The sequence below is a fragment of the Rhizobium etli CFN 42 genome, from assembly GCF_000092045.1.
Classification (GTDB): Bacteria; Pseudomonadota; Alphaproteobacteria; order Rhizobiales; family Rhizobiaceae; genus Rhizobium; species Rhizobium etli.
In genome coordinates this window covers 2977437-3000407 of the sequence record NC_007761.1, presented here as the reverse complement: position 1 = coordinate 3000407, position 22971 = coordinate 2977437, and the positions used below count along the sequence as shown (strand labels likewise).

The window sequence follows — 22971 nt, the reverse complement described above, 5'->3', positions numbered from 1 at the left end:
CCGTCAGCTCAAATAAAGAGCATGGACAGGACGAAAGCAAACGCTGCACTGACCAACAGAACATTCAAGGATTGCGTGAGTCCCATGTCTGTCTCCTCGCGTTAACCGGCCGATATTATGTCTGAAATATGTCGGTTGAAAAGCGGATTCTATGCTGCGCTGCCGAAGCGGCCGGTGGATAAGTCGAATCCCTTTTTCACAAGCTATTGATATCACGACGTAATTCTGATCTGATTTTTGTTCACAGATTTTAACGCGGCGTTAAATCGGGCGATTGAGAATTTACCTATGCGCCTGAAACATGGCGGTTCGGCAACCGGTTGAAAACATAGAGAATACGCAACCGGCTATCAGGCGGCTTTCACCAGCAGGCGGTAGGCGCGGCCATCGAGGATGACAAGGCCGAAACCGATCAGCGCCATGCCGGCGAATTCGCCAACCGCCAGCCGTTCTCCGAGGAAAAGCACGCCGAGAAGGATCGCGCTTGGCGGCACCAGCAGGGTGACAAGTGAGGCGTTGGTGGCGCCTGCCGCCGCCATGATCCGAAAATAGAGAATGTAGGCGAAGGCGGTCGACACCAGCGCCAGTGCCAGGACGGCGAGCAGGATATCGAGCGGCGGCAAGGAGAGCGTCCAGGGGCGATCGGCCAGCAGCGACAGCGGCAAAGTGATCAACGAGGACGCGGTCAACTGGCCGGCTGCGGTGACTGGTGCCGGAACGTCCTTGAATCGCTTGCCGTAGGTGGCTGCGAACCCGTAGGAGATGGCGGCAAGCACCGGTAGCAGCAGCGCCCAGAAGGGGGCTTGGCCGCTGGCCGACAGGCCGGGGCCGACCAGCACGATCGTTCCGGCGAGGCCGACGAGGCAGCCAGCGATCTTGGCCGAGGACAGCTTTTCGTCGGAGGTGAGATAATTGGCGATCAGCACGGTCCAGATCGGCGTCGTCGCGTTCAGGATCGCCGCAAGGCCGGCGCCGATGCGGGTCTGGCCGAAGAAGATCAGCGCATGCGGCAGGGCATTGTTGATTAGCCCGAGGATCAGGAATTCGCGCCAGCGGGCTTTCAGGGTCGAATAGATGTCAAAACGGCCGGCGATATAGATGTGCAGCGCCAGCCCGGCCAGCAGCAGACGGAGGAAGACGAGGGTCAGCGGCGGGATATGCTGGACGGCGATGCGCGCGAAGAAAAATGAGCCGCCCCAGATAAGACCAAGCAGGAGCAGCAGGCCCCAGATCCAGGCACTCATTCTGCTGTCCATGCCGTCGTCCTCCATCCAAAGCCGCATCGTCTAGACCCGGCGTCGCTCCTCACCAGTATGCTTTAACGCGGAGGGTAAGCGGCGCCACCCGTTTCTTGCGAAGCGAGCGGCGGGAGTGTCAGTGGCGATCAGAGAGCGTTAAGAAGGGCAGGCGTCGCCCAGCCATCGGCCGGTATGCCCAAGCGCTGCTGTTCCTTCTGGATCGCGATACGCGTGCCGGAACCGAGAATGCCGTCGATCTCGCCGACATCGTGGCCGAGCGACTGCAGCTTGATCTGCAGCGTCTTCATCTGGTCGCTGGCGAGCCCCTGTTCCGGTGCGCCCTTGAGATAGGTTGGGGCGCCGGAAAGGCGGGTCGCGAAATAGGCCGCCGACGTCGTGTAGATGAACGACTTGTTCCATTCGAGATAGATCTTGAAATTGGGATAGGCGATGAAGGCCGGCCCCATGCGTCCCTGCGGCAGGACGAGGTCGCCCTCGAGATCACCGAAGCCGGTGTTGCCGTCGCGTGGCTTGACGCCGAGCGCGAACCATTCGCCGGCCTTCATTGTGCCGCCGAGGCCGGACTTCTCCCAGGGCAGATTATCGGGCACAGTGACTTCCTGCAGCCAGGGCTGGCCGCGCTCGAAACCGAGATGCTGGATGAATTTTGCTGCCGTCAGGATGGCGTCCGGGCCGCTCTGCTTCAGGCGGATATGGCCGTCGCCGTCGCCATCCATGCCAAAGGCGATGATGTCGCGCGGCAGCATCTGCACCTGGCCGATTTCGCCGGCCCAGGCGCCGGTGTTGGTGGCGGGGTCGAGGTCGCCGTGCTCGACCATCTCGATCAAGGCGATCAGCTGCGGGCGGAAGAGCTCCGGGCGGCGGCAATCGTGCGATAGCGTCACCAGCGCGTTGCGCGTGTTGAAATCGCCCTGGACGGCGCCGAAATCGGTTTCCATCGCCCAGAAGGCGGTGATGACGCCTGGGGGAACGCCGAATTCCTGCTCGGCCCGGGCAAAGACGTCGGCATATTGCTTCATCTTCTGGCGGCCGATGTCGAGGCGGGCCTGACTGACGGTGCGCTGGGAGAATTCGAGGAAGGTCTGCTTGAAGACGCCCTGCGCGCGATCCCGGCTCAGGACCTTAGGATCAATTTCGGCGCCGGCCAGCGCCTCGTCAGCGGCTGCGGCGCTGGCGCCTGCGGCGACCGCATCGGCCTTGACGCCCTGGAGGAAGGCAGACAGATCGCCGCCGCAGGGGGCTGCCGGAGCCGAGGCGGCGGGCGCCTGCTGGGCGGCCGCGCCGCCTGCAAAAGTAAGGGCAAACAGGAGGGCGAGTGCAGAGCGGCTTGTGAGCGAGCGGTGCATGAATGCGGTCCTTATAGCAAATGGATGCCCGTCGCTTTCACAGAGGAATGTGACGGAAGCAAGAAAGATTGAAAGAAGTTACTAAGAATTTCTATCCTTGGAAACGGCGGCTACCCAATTGTTCCAGTTCTTTGCGCTGCCGGCAAAGACGTTGATATCGGTCGGTCCCTTGATGCCAGGAATAACGCCGGTCGAGGTATATTGCCAGAAGGCCCAGCGGCGGTCGGAATAGGTCACCTCGGGATGTTTTGCCACCGAGCGGACCCAGAAATGATAATCCTGGAAGTAGCCGGCGAGATTGTCGCGGTGGAAATCGACCGAGGTGTAGATAATCGGGCGTTTGCCGTAATAGGCCTCCAGCCGGTCCATGAAACGCTGCATTTCGGAGCGCACGGTTTCCGCGGCGGGGCGGTAGCGGCAGGTCTTCGATTCGGCGTTCCATTCGACGTCGAGCACCGGCGGCAGGCGCATGGCCTCCTTCGGCACGTTGCGGATGAACCAGTCGGCCTGCTCGTCGGCCGAGGAGCAGAAATAATAGAAATGGTAGGGGGCGTGCGGGATGCCGGCGGCGCGCGCCTCGCGCCAATATTCATCGAAGCGGGGGTCGACCCTGTCCTTGCCTTCCGTCGCCTTGATGAAGGCGAAGGCGACGCCGGAATTTCTCACCGTGCTCCAGTCGATATCGCCCTGCCATTTGGAGATGTCGATGCCGTGGATCGCGTTCTGCTGCGGATGCTTCGGGCCGAAATCCTGCGGATCGGTGTCCTGGAAACGCGTCTTCGGCTTTATCGATGCGGTTTCGAGATAGTCGTGACCGGAGGAGGAACAGCCCGCCAGCAGGATGGCCAGGGGCAGAACGCAAAACAAAAGCCGGCGCATGGGTATCCCGTCGTGAACCGAATGATCTCTTTGCCCCACAGCCTGACCTTCGAAAATGACGAGCCCAGCAGAGGAATAACCCTCTTTTCATCATATCAACGTAAAAAATCGGTTAGTTTCAAGCGAATTATGAGCGCCTGCTGCTGATGACCGCTCGCCAGGCGTAACCGCCGCCGACTGTTTCGAAGGACAATCGCGCATTGTGCTCCTGGGCCTGCGCTTCCAGAACCTGCTGCAGATCGGCGCGCGGAGTGACATGGAATTTCGCAAGCCAGGCCTGCAGCATGCGGCGGAACCAACGCGGCAGGCCTTCCTGCTGGCCGAAATCGACGATATGCAGCTGGCCGCCGGGATTAAGTGCGGCGATCGACGCATCGACGGCGCGTTCCCAGTCCGGGATCATCGACAGAGCATAGGAAATCAGGATACGGTCAAAGCCGCTGACGCCGAAATCGCGCGGCGTAAACGCCGTAGCGTCGGCAACGCGGAATTCCGGAATCGTTGCTTTCGTGGCGAAGGTCTTGCGCGCCGAGATCAGCATTTCCTGGGAAATGTCGAGGCCGAACAGCTTGGCGCTCGGGAAATGCCTGTGAGCCAAAGCCATGTTGCGCCCGGTGCCGCAGCCGACCTCGAGCAGGGTACCGCCGTCTGGCACATCGAGATTGCGGATCGTGCTGTCACGGCCGAGAAGGTAATATTTGCGGGTGAGGTCATAGATATGGCGCTGGTAGCGGTACATGCCATCCATCAAGCTGGCATGTTGATCGCTCTTTCCTGCCGTCTCGGCGCCGATCTTGCTCACGCCTTCTTCCCGTAAATGTGGAAGCCGCCGTAGATCGCGGAGCGATCGAGCACCGTCAGCTCGCGCGATTTCTCCTCAAGGTAATCCCACTGGTCGCGGATCGAAGGAGACAGGCGGCCTTCGATGATGCTCTTTTCGGCGGCGGTGCGGAAGATCACGCGCGCACCTTCGCGCGCCGTGCGGGTGATTTCCCGCCAGACGTCGTTCAGCTGGCCGTCGGTCATCCAGTCCTGCGCGTCGAGCAGGATATAGCGATCGCGCGAGGAAGCCGGCTCACGGGCCAGGAGTTCGGTGAAACTTGCGTGATGAACGTTGACGCGATCGACATTGGCGCGGATCACCTCATAGTGTTCCGGCTTCAGGTAGGTCGGCAGCGGACCTTCCTCTGCTGTGGCATAGCGGCGGCCGAAGGCCTGCCAGGCGAAATAATTGTCGCACATCGGGAAATGACAGGCGAGCTTTTCCAGGCGATGCTTCAACACCGGCGCGATCGAATGATCGTCGACGAGGCTTGCGAGCTCATCATATTGCTGCGGAGGAATGCCGAGTCCGAAGAGCGAGCTCTTGCGGCCGGTGATCCAGCGCACGACCGGCTTTTCGAAGAGCGGCGCGATCTGCTCGTCGAAGAACTGGCGCTGCTCGCGGATGGAGCGGGTCTTGGTCATCTCGCGCAGCTTGACGCCGTGCAGGCGGGCAAGAAGATGGGCTGCGCCGATGAATCGGCCGAGCAAGCCGGTTTCATAGATGTTGCGGTCGAAGACGGTGACGCGGCGGCGGCCGAATTTTCGGCCGTTCCAATAGCTACGGGTCGCCTCGTCGAGATTGGCGGCAAGATGCCGGTCGAAGGCGCGGCTGTTCGACTTCTCGTTCGGCATCGCCAGGAAGCGGACGAGATCCGTGTGATCGGGCAGATGCTTGAAGGCGGCGAGCTTCAGCTTGTTCAGGGCGATGTGGTGCGGATTGAGATCGACGACGTCGATCGAGGCCGGCGCCTTGGAAAGGTAGGCGAGCATGTTGCAACCGCCGGAACCGATGGTGACGATGCGATGATTGGGCCTCAGTTCCATCGCCTGCATGTCGAGATCCGGATCCTCCCAGATTTGCGGATAGACGAGGCCGGAGAAGAGAAGGCCGAAGAGACGCTCGGAGAAGCCTTCCTTCGAAAAAGCCTTATGGCGGAGAAGGGCGTCCTTGAGTTTCCGGTTCTTGCGGAAGCCGGCATCCGGTGCAAATTCTGACATGAGTCTGTCACCTTTTTAGCGTTCAGCGCGTGTAGCGCGCCACTGCTACAGTTTGATGACGCGGGCTGTGGGCCTGCGCCGTGCGAAAACATCGGCCTCCTCGGAAAGTGATCGGGGTAACGGATATTCTGCACGGCGCGCCCTTTTCGGCAGGCGGAATTCCTGCTTCTCTCCGGTCATTCGGAGGAATGCCATGCAATTTGTCCTGCGTGTCCTGAAGGCGCTTGCTCTTCTTCTCGTTTTCATCGTCGTTGCCGGTGCCGCCTGGCTTTTCGTCCGGCCGCCGGAACTCTTACGCGTCGGCGATGGCTATGCCGCCAAAATCGTCTGCTCCAACGTCTTCATCGCCGGCCGGGACGCGGATGATGTGCTTCATGACGACGTCCAGGCGCCCGGAAATCCGCTACTGCGGCTGATGCGCGTCAGCGTTGACCGCGGCAACGGCCATGTGACGGCGCGTTTCATGGGGCTGTTCGCGCCGAGTTACGCGCTCTATCGCAGCGGCCTCGGCTGTACGAGCGTGCCGGACGCCGATTTCGAGGCGGCGGCGAATGCCGTGCCCCTCGATGTCCCGGCCAGGATGGAGACGAACGATGCCTCATGGCCGCAGGGCGAGGGCGTAGGTGATCCCGACAGGAAAATCGCCGCGCTGCTGGGCGATTCCGCGCTTGCCGGCCCGGCGATGCGGGCGATCGTGGTGGTGCGTGACGGCCGCATCGTCGCCGAAGCCTATGGCCCCCGATTCTCGGCGAAGACGCCGCTGATCGGTTGGTCAATGACGAAGACGGTGAATGCGGCGATCCTCGGGCGGCTGATGCTCGACGGCAAGATCTCCTTCGACGACGATCATCTGCTGGCGCAGTGGAAGGACGATCAGCGCGCCAGGATCAAAGTATCCGACCTGCTCGGCATGGAGAGCGGCCTGGCGTTCAACGAGGACTATGGCGACGTCGCCGATGTGACGCGCATGCTCTATCTCGACCCCGACATGGTGTCGCTACCGGCCAATTCGCCGATGGAGGCGGCGCCGGGTCAGCGCTTCCGCTATTCGAGCGGCACGGCCGTGCTCTTGTCGCGCATCTGGATGAACAGAATCGGCAATGCGCCGGCAGCCTTTTCCTACCCGCGCGACGCGCTCTTCTCCCCGCTCGGCATGACGAGTGCCGTCTTCGAACTCGACGCGCGCGGCACCTTTGTCGGCAGCTCCTATCTCTACGCAACGGCACATGATTGGGCCCGCTTCGGGCAGTTCCTGCTGCAGGATGGTGTCTGGAACGGGCGGCGGCTGTTGCCGGAGGGGTTCGTCGGCGCCATGCGCACGCCGACGGCAGCGTCGAACGGCCGGTATACGCAAGGCCAGGCCTGGCTCGCGCCCGGCGGCTCGAATACTGCGTTCGGGCTGCCGGAGGATACGTTCTGGCTGACGGGGCATGACGGGCAGAGCATGGCGATCGTGCCTTCCGCCAATCTGATCGTCGTCCGCCTGGGGCTGACGCCAGGCTGGCTCGGCTATCAACCGCAGACGCTTCTGAAGGCTGTCTTGGCAGCGTTGCCGCAAGCGCGAGCACCGCAACAGCAGGCCGAATCACAACGGCAGGCTCAGCCGCGGCCGTAGGCTACGACCGCTGTTTCAATTGGGTTGTTTCGGTAGCTGCCCGGTTTCAGTAATTACCCTGGGCGACAGCATTCATGCCCTTGCGCTTGGCGTCGTAGTAATAGCCGCGCGCATAGAGGCGGACGGCGTCGTCTTCCTTGTTGTCGGAGACGAGCCAGGCGCCGCGCAGATATTTTGCGGCATATTTAATGTTGGTCTCGGCGTCGAACAGGCCGCCCGGCGCACCGTCATAGCCCATGGATTTGGCGGTGTTGTATTTGATCTGCATCAGGCCGAAATAGCCGCGCTTGTTGTAAGCCTTCGGATTGTAGCGGCTCTCGCGATGGACGATGCGGTGGAGCAGCGTCTCGGGAATTTCGTAGATCTTCGAATATTTCTGGATGAGCTTGGTGACGAAGCTCTTCTCGACCGTCGGCGCATCGTCCCTGTCGTCGTCGCTGAACATCGGGGGAGCCGTCGGCGGATCGATCGGTCCTGACTCGTCGAAGCCGTAATCCATAGAGCGCGGCGTGGTGTCGACTGCGGCAAGTGCTGCAAGCGCGCTGTTCTGTGGCGTGGCGGCGAAGGCAAGCTGCGTTGCCGGCTGTGCGGGGGTTCCCGGGCGCGGCGTCGGCACGACGGACTGGATCGCCGTCATCTCAGGCGTCAACGGGATCTGCGCATAGGCCGCTGGCTGTATGCCTGCCTGCATGGTCAGATCGGCAGGCTGGGAGCCCGGCGCATTCGGCATCGCCGTTGCGGTGAGCGAGGGAGCTGCCTGGGGAAGAACGGTACCGGCGATGGCCTGGCCGGCAGCACCTTCCGCTGTCGGGACCGCGGCGAGCATCGCATCTTCGCCGGGCTTCGGCGTCGGCACCACGGTCTGAGCGGCTGTCAGTTCGGCCTGAGAGGTATATTCGACGCTCGTGCAGCCCGTGATCACGCCGCAGCAGAGCACCGTGGAAACGACAAGACTGCGTTTCAGGCCGGACAATCCGATCGCTACCATTCCGTCACTTTCGTGAAATCGCGCCGCCCCGGCAGCGTTATAAAAGTTACTAAAAAGCTTAAACCCGATGACCCCATTAACCTATTCGTTGCATTCCGGCAACCACGGAATATTTCTAAGCTGCAATAGCGCGATACCCGGTTTATTAAGCCGCAATACGGCGATATCCAGCCGTGACGGCGCCCGCAGCGATCAGCAGGGTGCCACCGGTCCTGTTGACGGCGCGCTGGACGCTCGCCTTGCGAATCAGTCCGCGAGCGGAATGGGCGAGAAAAGCATAGGTGGCGGCGTTGAGGACCGCCAACACCAGGAATGTCGCCTCCATGATCGCCATCTGCCCGAAGAAGGGCAGGGTCGGGTTGAGGAACTGCGGCACGAAGGCGACGAAGAAGACGATACTCTTCGGATTGAGGGCGGTAACGATATAGGCGTGCAGGAAGATCTTAATCGACTTTTCCTCCGGCAGATTGTCGTTGTCGGCGACCGGCTCGCCAATCACCGGAGCCCGCCAGAGCTTGATTCCCAGCCAGATCAGGTAGGCGCCGCCGATCCACTTCAAAAGGGTGAAGAGGGCGGCGGAGGTGGCGAGCACCGCGCCGAGACCGAAGAGGGACGCGGTCATGGCGGTGAAGTCGCCAAGCGCCACGCCGCTCACCGTCGCAAAGGCCATCCGGCGCCCATGGCCAAGCGCATAGGAGACGACGAGCAGTATCGTCGGCCCCGGTATGGCCAGCATGATGGCGGACGCGGCAGCAAAAGCGAGCCAAGCTTCGAGCGACATGGAATCTCCTCCTATTCCGTCGGGAATAAGCAAAGACACCATATTAACCGTCCGTCAATCATGCTTCTTTGTATTTCTGCCCTATATTGTCCATGACTTCGGCAAACCATGCCGTCGACAGGTCAAAAGCTTTGCCACCTTTGATGCGGGGAAATTCTATAGTGCGCAACTTACCGTTCTGCGCTTCGTCATGGCCGGTGACGCCGGAGACCTTATTGAGCGCGCTTTCGACGGCGAGATCGACCATGCTCTGGATCAGCCTGAGGTCGTCGCCATTGGCCGGGGCCGAGCGAGCGAAATAGCCCGATTTCTGCACCAGCGAACGCTCTGCGTTCAGGAGGTTGGCGAACTGCTTCTGGAACCAGGCACCGACATTGATCGTGTCGATCTTCACGTGGCCGAAAGCGTCACGCTTGACAGTCTCACCGGCAGCTTCACGCTCGGCGACGATGGCGTCGAGGCAAGCGCCTTCCGAGACGAAGACGGTGGCATGGCCGGTGCGGTCCATGATGTCCTTCAGGCGGGCGGCCTCGGCGTCGAGGTCGAAGGCCATTTCGGGCAGATAGACGGCGTCGATGCTCTTCAGATGCGCGTCCATCATCAGGCCGTCGACGTACTCGTTGCGACTGGTGCGCTGAAGATAGGCGCGGGCGGTGGCTGCCGTCAGCCAGCCGCAATGGCGGCCCATCACCTCGTGGATGACGAGCGTGCGCGGTGCGGCCGTCTGCTCATTGCTGACATTATCGAAGAAATGGGCGCCGACTTCGGCGGCCGTCCAGGCGCCGAGCGACTGGCGGATGGGGACGACATCGTTGTCGACCGTCTTCGGCAGGCCGACGACGGTCAGGTCGTAGCCGTTGGCGGCGAGGTAGGCGGCAAGGTCGGCGGCCGTGGTATTGGTGTCGTCGCCCCCGATCGTGTGGAGAATGGTGATGCCGTCATCGGCCAGACGTTCGGCGGCAACCCTCAGCGGATTCTCGCCTTCCTTAACAAGGCTGCGCTTGACGCAGTCGGCGGCATTGGTGAGCTTGACGCGGCTATTTCCGATCGGTGAGCCGCCATAGCGGTGCAGCAGCGGCGCCTTTTCCCGCATCTGGCGAGTGATCTCTATGCGATCACCGAGCAGCACGCCCTGATAGCCGGACTTATAGGCGACGATGTCGATTTCGGGCGCGACGTCGCTGTAGCGTTCGATGAGGCCGCCAACTGCGGATGAAAGACAGGGCGCCAGGCCTCCGGCGGTCAGCATTGCGACTTTCTGTTTGGCCATGATTCCCTCCTATGGTGTTCAGTGCGGCAGCGTTAGCTAGCGCATGGATGCGGCAGGGAAAGGGCTCTGTAAAGTAAAGAATTTACGAAAGAAGCGGCTTTTGGCCGGGTTGAACAGCGAAGGCGGCGCGAAGTATCAATATAATCGTTTCAAGCCCGCTTTGCTTGTCGGGAACTGTTTGTGAAAATCGGCGGTTAAGTATCGAGTGAGATGGTGCGGGCACTCTCTTACGGCAGATCCGGCGAAAGCGACCGACCGCTTGCTGCAGCGCAATAATTGCCGAATTGTGAAAACTGTTTTCGATTCTATGACCAATCGTCGCCTTGCAAAGGCTCAGATTCTTTGGTCAAGCTGATTGCTCATACTTGACAAGCTTGCGAGAGATTTTCGATGTCCTTCTGGGAAAAATTGTTGAATGCCATTGGCAATACCGCGGGCAATGCGCTTTCCGCGGTCGTCGAGGCGATCCGAACGGTTTTCGAAGGCGATCCCGAAACTCGGCGCAAAGTGGCGTTCTCCGTGGCAATCATCGCGCTTTCGGCCAAGATGGCCAAGGCCGACGGCATCGTCAGCGAGAAGGAGGTCGAGGCTTTCCGGGAAATCTTCGAATTTCCCGAGGACCAGGCCAAGAACGTCGCCAGGCTTTATAACCTCGCGCGTCAGGATGTTGCCGGCTATGAAGCCTATGCCGAGCGGCTCTCGACGCTCTGCATTACCTGCGCGGCCAATTGCACGGTATTGGAAGACGTGCTCGATGGCCTCTTCCATATCGCCAAGGCCGACGGGCTGATCCATGAGAAGGAACTGAACTTCCTGCGCCACATCGGCGAAATTTTTGAAATGAGCGAGACTCGTTTCGAGCAGATCGCCGCTCGCCACGTCTCGTCCGGCGGTGATCCCTACAAGGTGCTCGGCGTGTCGCCTTTGGACGATTTTCCAACGATCCGCCGCCGTTACCGCGGCCTGGTCAGCGAACATCATCCCGATCGACTAATCTCGCGTGGGGTCCCGAAGGAGTTTCATTTGATTGCCAATGAGCGGATGGCGGCGCTGAACGCAGCCTATGCGGCGATCGAGAAGGAACGCCGCGCCGCATGACCTCTTTCGAGGCCGATTATCGAGGCGCTTGCGTGCGGCCGTCGCCCAATCACGGCGAGCGGGCGCGCGGGCGGTGTCCCGATATGATCCTTCTGCATTATACCGGTATGCCGACGGCCGACGGCGCGCTCGACTGGCTCTGTCGGGGCGAGAGCCAGGTTTCCAGCCATTATTTCGTGCACGAGAATGGCGAGGTGATCCAGCTCGTGCCGGAGGCGCGGCGTGCTTGGCATGCGGGCAAGAGCAGCTGGCACGGCGAGAGCGATATCAATTCGCTGTCGATTGGCATCGAAATCGCCAATGCCGGCCATCCCGGCGGTCTTCCCGACTATCCGAAAGAGCAGATCGCAGCAGTCATCGAATTGTGTCGCGACTGTGTCAAACGTTGGTCGATCGCGCCAGAAAGAGTGCTCGGGCATTCCGATGTCGCACCGATTCGCAAGGTCGATCCGGGCGAGAAATTCCCTTGGGCCGAGCTTCATCGGGCGGGTGTGGGACATTGGGTCGAGCCGGCAACGATCACCGGCGGGCGTTTCTTTCAGCGCGGGGATGCCGGCCAGCCGGTGGAAGCGCTGCAGTCGATGCTGTCACTTTATGGTTACGGCACTGAAATTACGGGCAAATTCTCCGAAAAGACGGCCGGCGACGTGGAAGCCTTCCAGCGCCATTTCCGGCCCGAACGGGTGGACGGGATCGCCGATTTCTCGACAATCGACACGCTGCACCGGCTGCTGTCGGCGCTACCGCGTTACTCCTGATTCTCGGCAATTACTGAAACGCGAAATTTCGCATTGCAGCGCGAAATTCGGCCTGCCACATCATTTCCCTATTATCTCCTCATTGCGATGGTCTAAGAACGTCCGCCAAGCGGTGCTCGGGGTTGTTTTTCGAGTTAAACCACGGGCGATATGTGAAACGATAAGAATTACCGTGAATCCGATCGGTCCTTGATCTGGTATTCATTATGGCAGCGAGGCGCGCGTCCGGAAATTCTTTGGGTCGGAGTGTTCAAGACTACATGAGAAAACTGATTGTTGTTGCTGCAACGTGCGTTGGCATGGTGCTGGCGGGAAATAGCTTTGCGTTTGCGAATGATTGGGGTGTGCGAGCCGATGCGCCGGTGAAGAAAGTCGAGCGTCCTTCGAAGAAGGCAGAGCGTCCGTTGAAGAAAGCGGAACGTTCGGTCAAGCCGGCGAATCGTCCGCTCAAGACGGCGGAACGCCCGCTGAAGACGGTCGAGCGCCAGAGCGGTTATCCCGTCGCCAATGTTTCGGGCAATTCCTATTCCGCGCTGATCAGCAAATATGCGAACCAATATGCTGTACCGGTTGCGCTTGCGACCGCGGTCATCCGCGTCGAAAGCAATTTCAATCCGAATGCACGCGGCAGCCACGGTGAAATCGGCCTGATGCAGATAAAGCCTGCAACGGCCCGCATGATGGGTTATTCCGGCAGCGCCAAGGGCCTGTTCGATCCGGAAACCAACATCAAGTACGGCATGAAATATCTGGCTGCTGCTCATGATCTCGGTGGTGGAGAGACCTGCAACACCATCCTCAAGTATAATGCCGGCCACGGCGCAACGCGCATGAACCCGGTCTCGAAGACGTATTGCGGTAAGGTCCTGGCAATGCTCGACTGAGCCGCCGAGCGGACCGGAGGAAAATCCTCCGCCGCTGTTTTTACGATATGAATCGGCACGCGCGCCATGATATCCCAGCTCGAAACGAGGTGGGCCACCTCGAGATGAGGTGAGATATGGCAGTCGATTTCAGGTTCATCGTCATCGGGCGCGGCATGATGGGGGCGGCGGCGGCACGGCACCTCTCCTCCATGGCCGACGGCATCGCGCTGATCGGCCCGCCGGAGCCCGAGGAGCGCAAGGTCCATCACGGCGTCTTTGCCAGCCATTATGACGAAGCACGCATTACACGCACCTTCGACGGCAATCTTGCCTGGGGAACCTTCGCCGCGCGGGCGCTCGGGCGCTACCGCGAGATCGAGGCGAAGAGCGGCATTTCCTTCTTTTCGGAAGTCGGCTGCCTCTTTGCCGGTCCGCCGCCTAGGGATGAGCAGGATTTTCTTCTGAGGGCGCTGGCCGTCAGCCGGAGGCTCGGCAGCGATATCGAAACCGTCGCGCCGGCGGAGCTCGGGCAGCGTTTTCCCTATCTTACCGTCGGTCCTGATTTCAGTGGGTATTTTGAGCGCAAGCGCGCCGGGCACATCAATCCGCGGGCCCTGGTGCGCGCGCAAGCCAAGCTTGCCGAGGAGGGCGGCGTCTCGCTGATCGACGCGACCGTGACATCGGTGCGCGATACAGGCTCCCATGTCGAGGTGACGGCCGGCGACAGATGCTACAGCGCCGAGCGCGTGTTGGTCGCGGCCGGCGCTTTCAGCAATTTCCATGCCCTGCTGCCGCGTCCCGTCGATTTGAGAGTGATCGCGCGTACCGTTGTCTTCTACGAAATCGGCGAGCGCGAGATGGCGGTTTTCCGCGACATGCCGTCGACCATCGTGCTCGGCGACCGGGACGAGGATCACATCTATATTCTGCCGCCGGTGCGTTATCCCGACGGCAAGACCTATCTGAAGCTTGGCGGCGATACCGAAGCGCTTTCCTTCAGCCGGTTGGAAGAGGCCGGCACGTGGTTCCGTTCCGACGGCAGTGCGGCCGAGCGCGATCATCTCTCGCGCATCGCCCTGCAACTAGTGCCGGAGCTTGCCGGCTGCCCGGTCACGTCGGCTCCTTGCGTGGCGAATTTCACGCCGACCGGTTATCCCTATGCCGGGTTCACCCAATCGCCGCGCATTGCGGTACTGACCGGCGGCAATTTCGTCGCGGCCAAATCTTCAGACGAACTCGGGCGTCTCGGCGCCGTGCTTCTCACCGAAGGACGGCTCGGAAACGAGGATTTCGGGCACGAGCTGACGCCGGTCTTCGCTTGAGAGGGATATCATGGCAGTCGATTTCAAATATATCGTCGTCGGCCGCGGGCTGATGGGAGCCGCTGCCGCGCGGCATCTGGCGCGGCAGACGGATGGTGTTGCGGTGATCGGCCCGGACGAGCCTGATGATCGCAAGGCGCATCAAGGCGTTTTCGCCAGTCATTACGACGAGGGGCGCATTACCCGCACCATCGATGCCGATCGCAACTGGGCGCTGCTCGCCAATCGCTCGATCGATCGCTACGGCGAGATCGCGAACGAGAGCGGCATCGACTTCTATCGGGAGGCCGGCTGCGTCGTCGTCGCGCCTGATGGAAGCGATTATCTCGAAAGGACCCGGCAGGCCGCCGTTTCGCTCGGCCTCGAGACCCGGCTTCTGGATGCGGGCGGGTTGAAGACCGCATTTCCCTTCTTTGCCTTTCCCGCCGGCAGTGCAGGTGTGTTCGAGGCGACGGGTGCCGGACATATCAGTCCGCGCAAACTGGTCAAGGCGCAATCTCTGCTGGCAGAAAGGGCAGGCGCGACTATCATCCGAGATTATGTGGTCTCAATCCGCGAGGAAGGCGGGCTGGCGACCGTCGAGACTGCCGGGGGCCTCGCCTATCGCAGTGAAAAGGTGCTGCTGGCGGCGGGCGGATTTTCCATTGCCGAGAATCTGTTGCCACGTCCTGTTGCCATGACGGTTTATGGCCGGACCGTCACGCTGTTCGAAGTCGGCGAGGCTGATGCGCTCCGCCTTGCGGCGATGCCATCGCTCATTCTAGACGTGCCCGGCATCCATATCTATCTGCTGCCGCCGATCCGTTACCCCGACGGCAAATTCTATCTGAAGATCGGCGGCGATCCCGACGATCTGGTCTTACACAACGACATCGAGATGCGCGCGTGGTTCAGGACCGAAGGGCGCGAGAGCGTGCGCGTGCATCTGCAGCGTATCGTCGCCGACCTCATGCCCGATATGATGCCGCTTTCGATTTCGACGGCCGCCTGCGTCGTCTCGTTTACGGAAAGCAGCTATCCGATGATCGGCTATACCTCTTCGCCGGGGATTGCGGTGCTGACGGGCTGCGCCGGCACCTCGGCCAAGAGTTCGGACGAAATCGGCAGGCTCGGCGCGGAGCTGCTTTTGTCAGGCAGAATCAGGGAACAGGGCTACTCCGCGGATTTCACACCTAATTTCCGTTAAGGCCGTCCCCTATATTTCGGTAGCAATTACGGGCTCTCTCGTTTATGGGAGCCCTGCCAGTTGGCCGGGCAGCCGCGCTTTACCAATGCCGAAAGGCGGTAAGGTGAGGAAAGTCCGGGCTCCACGGAAACACGGTGCCGGATAACGTCCGGCGAGGGCGACCTCAGGGAAAGTGCCACAGAAAGCAAACCGCCTGTCATGACAGGTAAGGGTGAAAGGGTGGGGTAAGAGCCCACCGCATCTCCGGCAACGGATATGGCACGGTAAACCCCACCGGGAGCAAGACCGAATAGGGATGACGCGGCGGGCTGAAAGGTTCTCCGGCCGGTTTCCAGGCCAGTCATCCGGGTGGGTTGCGTGAGGCAGCGTGCGAGCGCTGTCCCAGAGGAATGGCTGCCACGTTCCGGTTCACGCCGGAGCCATACAGAACCCGGCTTACAGGCCAACTGGCAATTAACATCCGTGCCGCGGCAGGGCCTGAATTTTCACCCTAAGTCGCTGAAACTGAGGATTTTCAAGCTCACATTGATGCAGCTTTAAGGCGTTTTATGTGTGGTAACACGAAATGCGTGTGGTCGTAAAATGGCTGCGCTAACCCTTTGTTAAACTTAACAGCTTATAAATGTTTGATCATGCGTCCGTTGCAAAATGGGCGTGTCCCATTGACGCCCATATGGTCCCATGCTATCCCAAATGCGCACTGCACCAGGGCAATCATTTGCCCATTCATCGCAAAGCAAAGGCGCCTCCCTCTCCGGAAGCGTCGGGTGGGATTTGGCTCATCCGGCTTGCGAGGCTGTGCCTGATATTGGGGCTTTCGGGCGTCTTTTTGTCCGGCTCCCTACGGGAACGGATGTTTCGAGTCATGAGCCGCTTCCTTTCGAATGCGACCAACAGGATCGATGCCAAGGGTCGGGTTTCCGTGCCTTCGGCATTTCGTTCCGTGCTGGCGCAGTGCAACGTCCAGGAGCTCTACTGCTTCCAGGATTTTGTGTTTCCGGCGATCAGCGTCGGCGGCCCGGATCTTCTCGAAAGATTCGAGCGGCAGATTGCGGCGGAGGATCCATTTTCGCCGGATGCGAACGCGATGTCGCTTCTGATCCACGGAGGCGGGGTCTTCATGAAGCTCGATGCCGAGGGGCGGCTGATGGTCACGGATTTCATCCGCGACTTCACCGGCATCTCGGACGAAGTGACCTTCGTCGGTCGGGCGGATCATTTTCAGCTCTGGCAGCCGCAGGCATTCTTGGCTGCGCAGGCGCAGGCACGAGAGGAGCGCAAGCTGGCGGGCAAGCGTTCCTGAAGGAACGAGGGAACGGAATGGTGACGAATCCTGGCGGAGGTTCAACTGATGCCGGTGGCGGACCGGTTCGTCACATTCCTGTTCTTCTCAATGAGGTCCTCGCGGCGCTCTCGCCCGCACCCGGCAAGCTCATTCTCGACGGTACATTCGGTGCGGGTGGTTATAGCGCGGCCATTCTTGCGGCCGGGGCCGAGGTGATCGCGCTCGATCGCGATCCCAGTGCAATTGCCGCGGGCCAGGCGATGGTTGCCGCCCATGCCGGCCGCCTCCGGCTCATTCACGCGCAGTTCTCGAATCTCGGCGATCATGCGCCGCAGGGCGGGCTCGACGGCGTCGTGCTCGATATCGGTGTCTCTTCCATGCAGATCGATGAGCCCGAGCGCGGCTTCTCATTCCAGAAGAGCGGGCCGCTCGACATGCGCATGTCGGCGACAGGCGTTTCGGCCGCCGACGTCGTCAATCGCGCCAAGGTCGCCGATCTGATCCGCATCTTCCATTTTCTCGGCGAGGAAAACCAGGCGCCGCGCATCGCACATGCGATCGAGAAGCGGCGTGAGGAAAAGCCCTTCGAAACGACCCGCGATCTTGCCGGTCTCATCGAGCTGGTCACTCCGCGCAAGATGAAGGACAAGATCCATCCCGCGACGCGCGTCTTCCAGGCCTTGCGCATTTTCGTCAATGACGAGCTTGGGGAGTTGGCGCAGGCATTGTTTGCGGCGGAACGAACTCTGAAGCCCGGCGGACGGCTCGTCGTCGTCACCTTTCATTCGCTTGAAGACCGCATCGTCAAGAAATTCTTCTCCGACCGCGCCGGCAGGGCGACGGGCTCGCGGCACCTGCCGGCTGCACATGAGCGGGCGGCGACCTTTACGGCGATCGGCAAGCCGATGGTTTCGGCGAGCGAGGCGGAGGCTGAAGCCAATCCGCGCGCCCGCTCCGCCAAGCTGCGCGCCGGCCTGCGGACGGACGCGGCCGCCGAGGCGGCGGATATGTCGCTCTTCGGGTTTCCCAATCTTGCCTCTCTCGGAAAGCTTGGAGGTTGATATGCTGAAAACGTTCGATCTCGTGCTCATCGGCGTCATGACGGCGACTGCCGCCGTCACCTACACGATCAAGCATCGCGCCGAATTGAAGCTCGAGGAGGTTCATCGCCTCGAGGCCGAGATCAAGCTCGAGAAGGACACGATCGATCTTCTCAAGGCCGATTGGGCTTTGCAATCGCAGCCGAACCGGCTGGAGCGGCTGGTCAATGCCTACAATGCGGAATTGCAGCTGCAGCCGACGGATTCGACGGCGCTCGTGCATGCGAAGGAATTGCCGATGCTGAAGTCCGAGGTTCCGGTACCCGACGTAACGGAGGCTAAAGCCGGTGCCAAGGGTGCGACCGTTGCCAGTGCCAAAGGCGCGACCGGCAAAGCGCAGCCAGTGCCGATGCCCGCGCCACGCGGCGCAACACAGCAGCGCGGTGTGGTGGCGGATGAAGCAGACGAGATCGAAACGGGGTCGGTAGAATAATGTCGTTTCTTTCCCGCATCATGGTCCTGAAGAGCCAGGCGCATTTCTCCGCCGGCGTCTATAACCGCTTCGGCGGCCCTTCCGCCGGCGTGGCCATCGAGGGATCGCGCAAGAAGAAGACGGGGCAGGCAAAAAGCCGTGTAGGGCTGCTGATCCTTGGCTTCATGAGTGTCTATGTCGTCGTCGGTGGCCGTCTGGTCGAATATGCCATGAAGGATCAGGAGGTCGTCTCCAGCATCCTGCCGCCCGACCGGCTGATGGCCTCGCGGCCCGACATTCTCGATCGCAATGGCGAGGTGCTGGCGACCGACATCCGCACGGTCTCGCTGTTTGCCGAGCCGAACAAGATCGTTGATGTCGACGAGGCGGTAGAGAAGCTTGCAACTGTTCTGCCGGAGCTCGACGTCAGGGACACGTATAAGAAACTTTCGGTCAAGAGCTCGCATTTCGCTTGGCTGCGCCGGCAGCTGACGCCGAAGCAGCAGAGCCAGATCCTGGCGCTCGGCATTCCCGGCATCGGCTTTCGGCCGGAGAAGCGCCGCTTCTATCCCGGCGGCTCGACCGCGGCGCACATCCTCGGCTATGTCAACATCGACAACCGCGGCGTGGCTGGCATGGAGAAATTTATCGACGACCAGGGGCTCGCCGATCTCGCCTCGGTCGGCATGACGAGCGACCAGCCGCTGGAGCCGGTGCGGCTGTCAATTGACCTGCGCGTGCAGAACATCGTTCGCGATGCGGTCGTCAACGCCGTCAACAATTTCCAGTCCAAGGGAGCTGGCGCGGCTGTTATCGACGTGCACACCGGGGAAGTGCTCGGCATGGCATCGGCACCCGACTTCGATCCGAACAATCCGCAGGAAGGCGCCAAGGAAGGCTGGCTCAACCGGATGACGAACGGCACCTTCGAAATGGGGTCGACCTTCAAAACCTTTTCGCTGGCGATGGCGCTTGACACCGGCAAGGTGAAGATGTCCGACACGTTCGATGCGAGCAAGCCGATCTATATCGGTGGCTTCACCATCCACGATTTTCACGGGCAGCGTCGCTGGCTGACCGTGCCTGAAATTTTCCAGTACTCTTCGAACATCGGCACGGCGCGTGTCATCGACATCGTTGGCATCGACGCGCAGAAGGATTATCTGACCAAGCTTGGGCTGCTTACGAAGATGCAGACCGAATTGCCGGAAGTGAAGATGCCGACGCAGCCCCGGGTGTGGAAGAAGATCAATTCGATCACGATTTCCTTTGGCCACGGCGTCTCGACGACGGCGCTGCAGACGGGGGTGGCGGCGGCCGCCCTTGTCAACGGCGGCAAGCTGATCGAGCCGACTTTCCTGCCGCGCACACGCGAAGAGGCCGACCAGATCGCCAAGCAGGTAATCAAGAAGTCGACCAGCGACGAGATCCGCTATCTCCTCGATTTCAACGGTTTCAAGGGTTCGGGACGCGTCGCGCGTGTGCCGGGTTTTGCCGTCGGCAGCAAAACCGGCACGGCCGACAAGGTCGTAAACGGGCGTTATTCCTCGACGCTGAACTTCAACTCCTTTATAGCCGCCTTCCCGATCAACGACCCCAAATATGCGGTGATCACCTTCTGCGACGAGCCGAAGACCGGCGAGAAACAATATGGTGGAACGATCTCCGCCGGTACCGCCGGTCCGATCGCCCGCGAGATCATCCGCCGCGCCGCTCCCATTCTCGGCATCGAGCCGAAATTCGGGGAGGGTGGTTCGGCCTTGCTGGTGTCTTATTGAGCGTGAATGAATGTCGACGCCGATTCGCGAGGGGCGGACCGGCTTCAAGAGGGAAAAGTGCATTCGATGAAATTGCGAGACCTGGCCGGAGATCAGTTTCCGGAACTTGAAGCACAGCTCGAAGGCCCGGCAGGCCTGCTTGACATCTCCGGCCTGTCTTCGGACAGCCGCAATGTGGAGCCGGGCAATGCCTTCGTCGCGGTCACCGGCACCAAGGCGGACGGCGCGGGTTTCATTGCGGATGCCGCCGGCCGGGGGGCTGCCGTCGCGATCGCCTCCCAGCCCGTCGATGCTGCTATTCCGGTGCTTGCGGTTAAGGAACCGCGTCGTTTCCTTTCGATCGCCGCCGCGCGTTTCTACGGCAGGCAGCCCGAGACCATGGTCGCCGTCACCGGCACGGCCGGAAAGACCTCCGTCGCCTCGTTCACCCGGCAGATCTGGGCGCATGCGGGCCACGCTGCCGCGATGATCGGCACGACGGGCGTCGTCTCGCCGACGCGCAACGAATATGGCGCGCTGACCACGCCCGACCCGGTCTCGCTGCACAAGCTGCTGGCTGAGCTTGCCGACGAAGGTGTCACGCATGCGTCGATGGAGGCTTCCAGCCACGGTCTCGACCAGAGCCGGCTCGACGGCGTGAAGCTTTCGGCCGCCGCCTTCACCAATCTCGGCCGCGACCACATGGATTATCATCCAACTGTCGAGGCCTATATGGCCGCCAAGATGCGGCTTTTCGATACATTGCTGCCGAAGGGCGCACCGGCGGTGATCTTTGCCGACGATCCGTGGTCGCCCCAAGCGGTCCAGGCGGCGGCCGATGCCGGTCACGATGTGCGCACCGTCGGACGCAAGGGCGATTACCTCACGCTGAAACGCGTCGAGCATTTCCGCCACAAGCAGACGGCCGAGATTCATATCGGCGACGAAATCTTCGAAGTGGACATTCCGCTGGCTGGCGATTTCCAGGTCGCCAACGCGCTGGTCGCCGCGGGGCTTGCAATGTCCACCGGCGTCGAGCCGAAAGCTGCGATGGCCGCGCTCGAAAAACTCGTCGGTGCGTCCGGCCGCCTTGAGCTCGTCGGCCATACGAAAGATGGTGCTCTCGCCTATGTCGACTATGCCCATAAGCCGGATGCGCTGGAAAACGTGTTGAATTCGGTCAGGCCCTTCACGACGGGCCGCGTCGTCGTCGTCTTCGGCTGCGGCGGCGACCGCGACCGCGGCAAGCGGCCGATCATGGGCGAAATCGCCTGCCGGCTCGCCGATGTCGTCATCGTCACCGACGACAATCCGCGCTCTGAGGAGCCGGCCGCGATCCGAGCGGAGATCATGACGGCAGCGGCTTGCGCCTCGGAAATCGGTGATCGCGCCACGGCGATCCGCGAGGCGGTCGGCATGCTGACATCCGGCGATACGCTTATCGTTGCCGGCAAGGGGCATGAGGAGGGGCAGACGATCGGGGGCGTCACATTGCCGTTCTCCGATCATGCGGAGGTGCGCAAGGCCTTGGAGGAACTGAAATCTTGAGCTGGCTCTGGACGACCGAAGACATGATCGCAGCGATGGCGGGGCGCCCCTTTGGCACACTGCCGGAAGGCATCACCGGCATTTCCATCGACAGCCGCTCGATTACATCAGGCGAAGCCTTCTTCGCGATCAAGGGCGACCGTGTCGACGGTCATGACTATGCGTCGATGGCGATGGCCAACGGCGCTTCGCTTCTCGTTGTCAGCGAGGCGAGGCTTCCGGCCATGGGCCGTCTGACCGTGCCGATGATCGTCGTCGACGACGTGCTCGCCGCACTCGGGCGTCTGGGGCAGGCCTCCCGCGAGCGCTCGGGCGCAAAAATCATCGCGGTGACGGGGTCAGTCGGCAAGACGACCACCAAGGAAATGCTGCGGCACGTGCTGTCGCCCTCCGGCAAGGTGCATGCCTCCGTCGCTTCCTTCAACAACCATTGGGGCGTACCGCTGACGCTGGCGCGCATGCCCGACGATACGGATTACGGTGTCTTCGAAGTCGGGATGAACCATCCAGGCGAGATCCGGCCGCTGGTCGCGATGATCCGCCCCTATGTCGCCGTCATCACGACGATCGCGCCGGCCCATCTCGGCAATTTCAAGAGCATCAAGGAGATCGCCGCCGCCAAGGCCGAAATATTCGAAGGGCTTGAACCCGGCGGTCATGTCGTGCTCAACCGCGACAACGACCAGTTCAATTTCCTCGACCGCACGGCGCAGTCGCTCGGCGTCGAGCATATCCATTCCTTCGGCCAGCATGCCAAGGCCGAATTCCGGCTCGCGGAATTCAACGGGTCGGACGAGAATTCGACGCTGTGGCTGACGATCGGCGGCGAGACGCTGGAAGTGGCGATCGGCGCACCGGGACGTCATATCGCGGAGAATGCGCTTGCCGCGCTCGGCGTTGTCAGGATCGTCGGCGCCGACATGGAGAAGGCGATCGCCGCGCTTGCGACGCTGAAACCGGAAAAGGGCAGGGGTAAGCGCCACCGCCTTTCGATGGGCGGCGGCAACGGCAGCTTCACGCTGATTGACGAGAGCTACAATGCCAACCCGGCCTCGATGCGCGCGGCGATCGCGCTGCTTGCGGCCGCCGAGCCGACCGGCCGCGGACGCCGCATTGCCGTGCTCGGCGACATGCTCGAAATGGGCGAATATGCCGAGAAGGTTCACACCGATCTTGCCGGGCCGCTGCTTGCGGCCGGTATCGAACATGTCTGGCTCGCAGGTGCCGACATGGCCGCGCTGAAGGAATCATTGCCGGAAAGCGTCCATGTCGAGTACCGCGAAAAGACCAGCGAATTGACGGAATATGTACTGAACTCGGTCGCGCCGGGCGACGTGTTGATGGTGAAATCGTCTCTGGGCATCGGTTTCGGCAAGATCGTCGCCGCGCTCCTTGACAAGTTTGCGCCATTTGCCGACACGCAACGCGAACTTTGACCGGGTAAACAAGGGGCCCTGA

20 protein-coding genes and 1 other RNA gene are annotated in these 22971 nt (G+C 61.3%); 13 read left to right on the top strand and 8 right to left on the bottom strand.

Going from position 1 to position 22971, the window contains the following annotated elements; all coding sequences use genetic code 11:
- Nucleotides 1–350: 350 nt before the first annotated feature.
- The 5 genes from RHE_RS14675 to RHE_RS14655 form a co-directional block, all read right to left on the bottom strand.
- Nucleotides 351–1256 (bottom strand): DMT family transporter, encoded by a 906-nt coding sequence (locus tag RHE_RS14675; RefSeq protein WP_011426115.1) that lies wholly within the window; start codon nt 1254–1256, stop codon nt 351–353.
- A gap of 128 nt (nt 1257–1384) precedes the next feature.
- Nucleotides 1385–2605, bottom strand: a complete 1221-nt coding sequence (locus RHE_RS14670; protein WP_011426114.1) for a lytic murein transglycosylase — start codon at nt 2603–2605, stop codon at nt 1385–1387.
- A gap of 81 nt (nt 2606–2686) precedes the next feature.
- Nucleotides 2687–3484 (bottom strand): glycoside hydrolase family 25 protein, encoded by a 798-nt coding sequence (locus RHE_RS14665; RefSeq protein ID WP_011426113.1) that lies wholly within the window; start codon nt 3482–3484, stop codon nt 2687–2689.
- A 127-nt stretch (nt 3485–3611) separates the two neighbouring features.
- Nucleotides 3612–4286, bottom strand: a complete 675-nt coding sequence (locus tag RHE_RS14660) for a class I SAM-dependent methyltransferase (RefSeq protein ID WP_011426112.1) — start codon at nt 4284–4286, stop codon at nt 3612–3614.
- Complete coding sequence (locus RHE_RS14655; protein ID WP_011426111.1) at nt 4283–5527, bottom strand: DUF3419 family protein; 1245 nt, start codon at nt 5525–5527, stop codon at nt 4283–4285. Before RHE_RS14655 ends, RHE_RS14660 begins: the two co-directional genes overlap by 4 nt.
- A gap of 193 nt (nt 5528–5720) precedes the next feature.
- Here RHE_RS14655 and RHE_RS14650 point away from each other — a divergent pair, with 193 nt between their 5' ends.
- Complete coding sequence (locus tag RHE_RS14650) at nt 5721–7142, top strand: serine hydrolase domain-containing protein (protein ID WP_011426110.1); 1422 nt, start codon at nt 5721–5723, stop codon at nt 7140–7142.
- Nucleotides 7143–7188: 46 nt separating this feature from the next.
- On the opposite strand, the gene RHE_RS14645 is transcribed toward RHE_RS14650, so the two are convergent.
- From RHE_RS14645 to RHE_RS14635, 3 genes are all read right to left on the bottom strand, one after another.
- Entirely contained in the window at nt 7189–8130 is a 942-nt protein-coding gene (locus tag RHE_RS14645; protein WP_011426109.1) for a lytic transglycosylase domain-containing protein, read from the bottom strand.
- Nucleotides 8131–8275: 145 nt separating this feature from the next.
- Entirely contained in the window at nt 8276–8911 is a 636-nt protein-coding gene (locus tag RHE_RS14640; RefSeq protein ID WP_011426108.1) for a LysE family translocator, read from the bottom strand.
- A 58-nt stretch (nt 8912–8969) separates the two neighbouring features.
- Nucleotides 8970–10181, bottom strand: coding sequence for a pyrophosphate--fructose-6-phosphate 1-phosphotransferase (locus tag RHE_RS14635; protein WP_011426107.1), 1212 nt, complete (start codon nt 10179–10181; stop codon nt 8970–8972).
- Between the two features lie 390 nt (nt 10182–10571).
- Between RHE_RS14635 and RHE_RS14630 the strand changes: the two genes are divergently transcribed.
- The 12 genes from RHE_RS14630 (at nt 10572) to RHE_RS14580 (ending at nt 22949) form a co-directional block, all read left to right on the top strand.
- Complete coding sequence (locus RHE_RS14630; protein WP_011426106.1) at nt 10572–11279, top strand: J domain-containing protein; 708 nt, start codon at nt 10572–10574, stop codon at nt 11277–11279.
- Nucleotides 11276–12037 (top strand): N-acetylmuramoyl-L-alanine amidase, encoded by a 762-nt coding sequence (locus RHE_RS14625; protein WP_020921804.1) that lies wholly within the window; start codon nt 11276–11278, stop codon nt 12035–12037. Before RHE_RS14630 ends, RHE_RS14625 begins: the two co-directional genes overlap by 4 nt.
- Before the next feature lie 260 nt (nt 12038–12297).
- Entirely contained in the window at nt 12298–12921 is a 624-nt protein-coding gene (locus RHE_RS14620; RefSeq protein WP_011426104.1) for a lytic transglycosylase domain-containing protein, read from the top strand.
- 116 nt (nt 12922–13037) lie between these two features.
- Complete coding sequence (locus tag RHE_RS14615) at nt 13038–14225, top strand: NAD(P)/FAD-dependent oxidoreductase (protein ID WP_042118765.1); 1188 nt, start codon at nt 13038–13040, stop codon at nt 14223–14225.
- Between the two features lie 10 nt (nt 14226–14235).
- The gene (locus RHE_RS14610; RefSeq protein WP_011426102.1) at nt 14236–15411 is read left to right on the top strand and encodes an NAD(P)/FAD-dependent oxidoreductase; all 1176 of its coding nucleotides are present in this window, start codon (nt 14236–14238) and stop codon (nt 15409–15411) included.
- Between the two features lie 56 nt (nt 15412–15467).
- Nucleotides 15468–15865, top strand: an RNA gene (gene rnpB, locus RHE_RS21095) — RNase P RNA component class A.
- Nucleotides 15866–16276: 411 nt separating this feature from the next.
- Nucleotides 16277–16714 (top strand): division/cell wall cluster transcriptional repressor MraZ, encoded by a 438-nt coding sequence (gene mraZ, locus RHE_RS14605; RefSeq protein WP_020921801.1) that lies wholly within the window; start codon nt 16277–16279, stop codon nt 16712–16714.
- A gap of 17 nt (nt 16715–16731) precedes the next feature.
- A complete protein-coding gene (gene rsmH, locus RHE_RS14600) occupies nt 16732–17757 on the top strand; it encodes a 16S rRNA (cytosine(1402)-N(4))-methyltransferase RsmH (protein WP_011426100.1) in 1026 nt (341 codons plus the stop codon).
- A gap of 1 nt (nt 17758) precedes the next feature.
- Nucleotides 17759–18229 carry a cell division protein FtsL gene (gene ftsL / locus RHE_RS14595; RefSeq protein WP_011426099.1) on the top strand — a complete coding sequence of 157 codons (471 nt, stop codon included), beginning with the start codon at nt 17759–17761 and terminating at the stop codon, nt 18227–18229.
- Nucleotides 18229–19986, top strand: a complete 1758-nt coding sequence (locus RHE_RS14590) for a peptidoglycan D,D-transpeptidase FtsI family protein (protein WP_011426098.1) — start codon at nt 18229–18231, stop codon at nt 19984–19986. Before ftsL ends, RHE_RS14590 begins: the two co-directional genes overlap by 1 nt.
- Nucleotides 19987–19992: 6 nt before the next feature.
- Nucleotides 19993–21513, top strand: a complete 1521-nt coding sequence (locus RHE_RS14585) for a UDP-N-acetylmuramoyl-L-alanyl-D-glutamate--2,6-diaminopimelate ligase (RefSeq protein ID WP_011426097.1) — start codon at nt 19993–19995, stop codon at nt 21511–21513.
- A complete protein-coding gene (locus RHE_RS14580; protein WP_042118760.1) occupies nt 21510–22949 on the top strand; it encodes a UDP-N-acetylmuramoylalanyl-D-glutamyl-2,6-diaminopimelate--D-alanyl-D-alanine ligase in 1440 nt (479 codons plus the stop codon). Before RHE_RS14585 ends, RHE_RS14580 begins: the two co-directional genes overlap by 4 nt.
- Nucleotides 22950–22971: the final 22 nt, after the last annotated feature.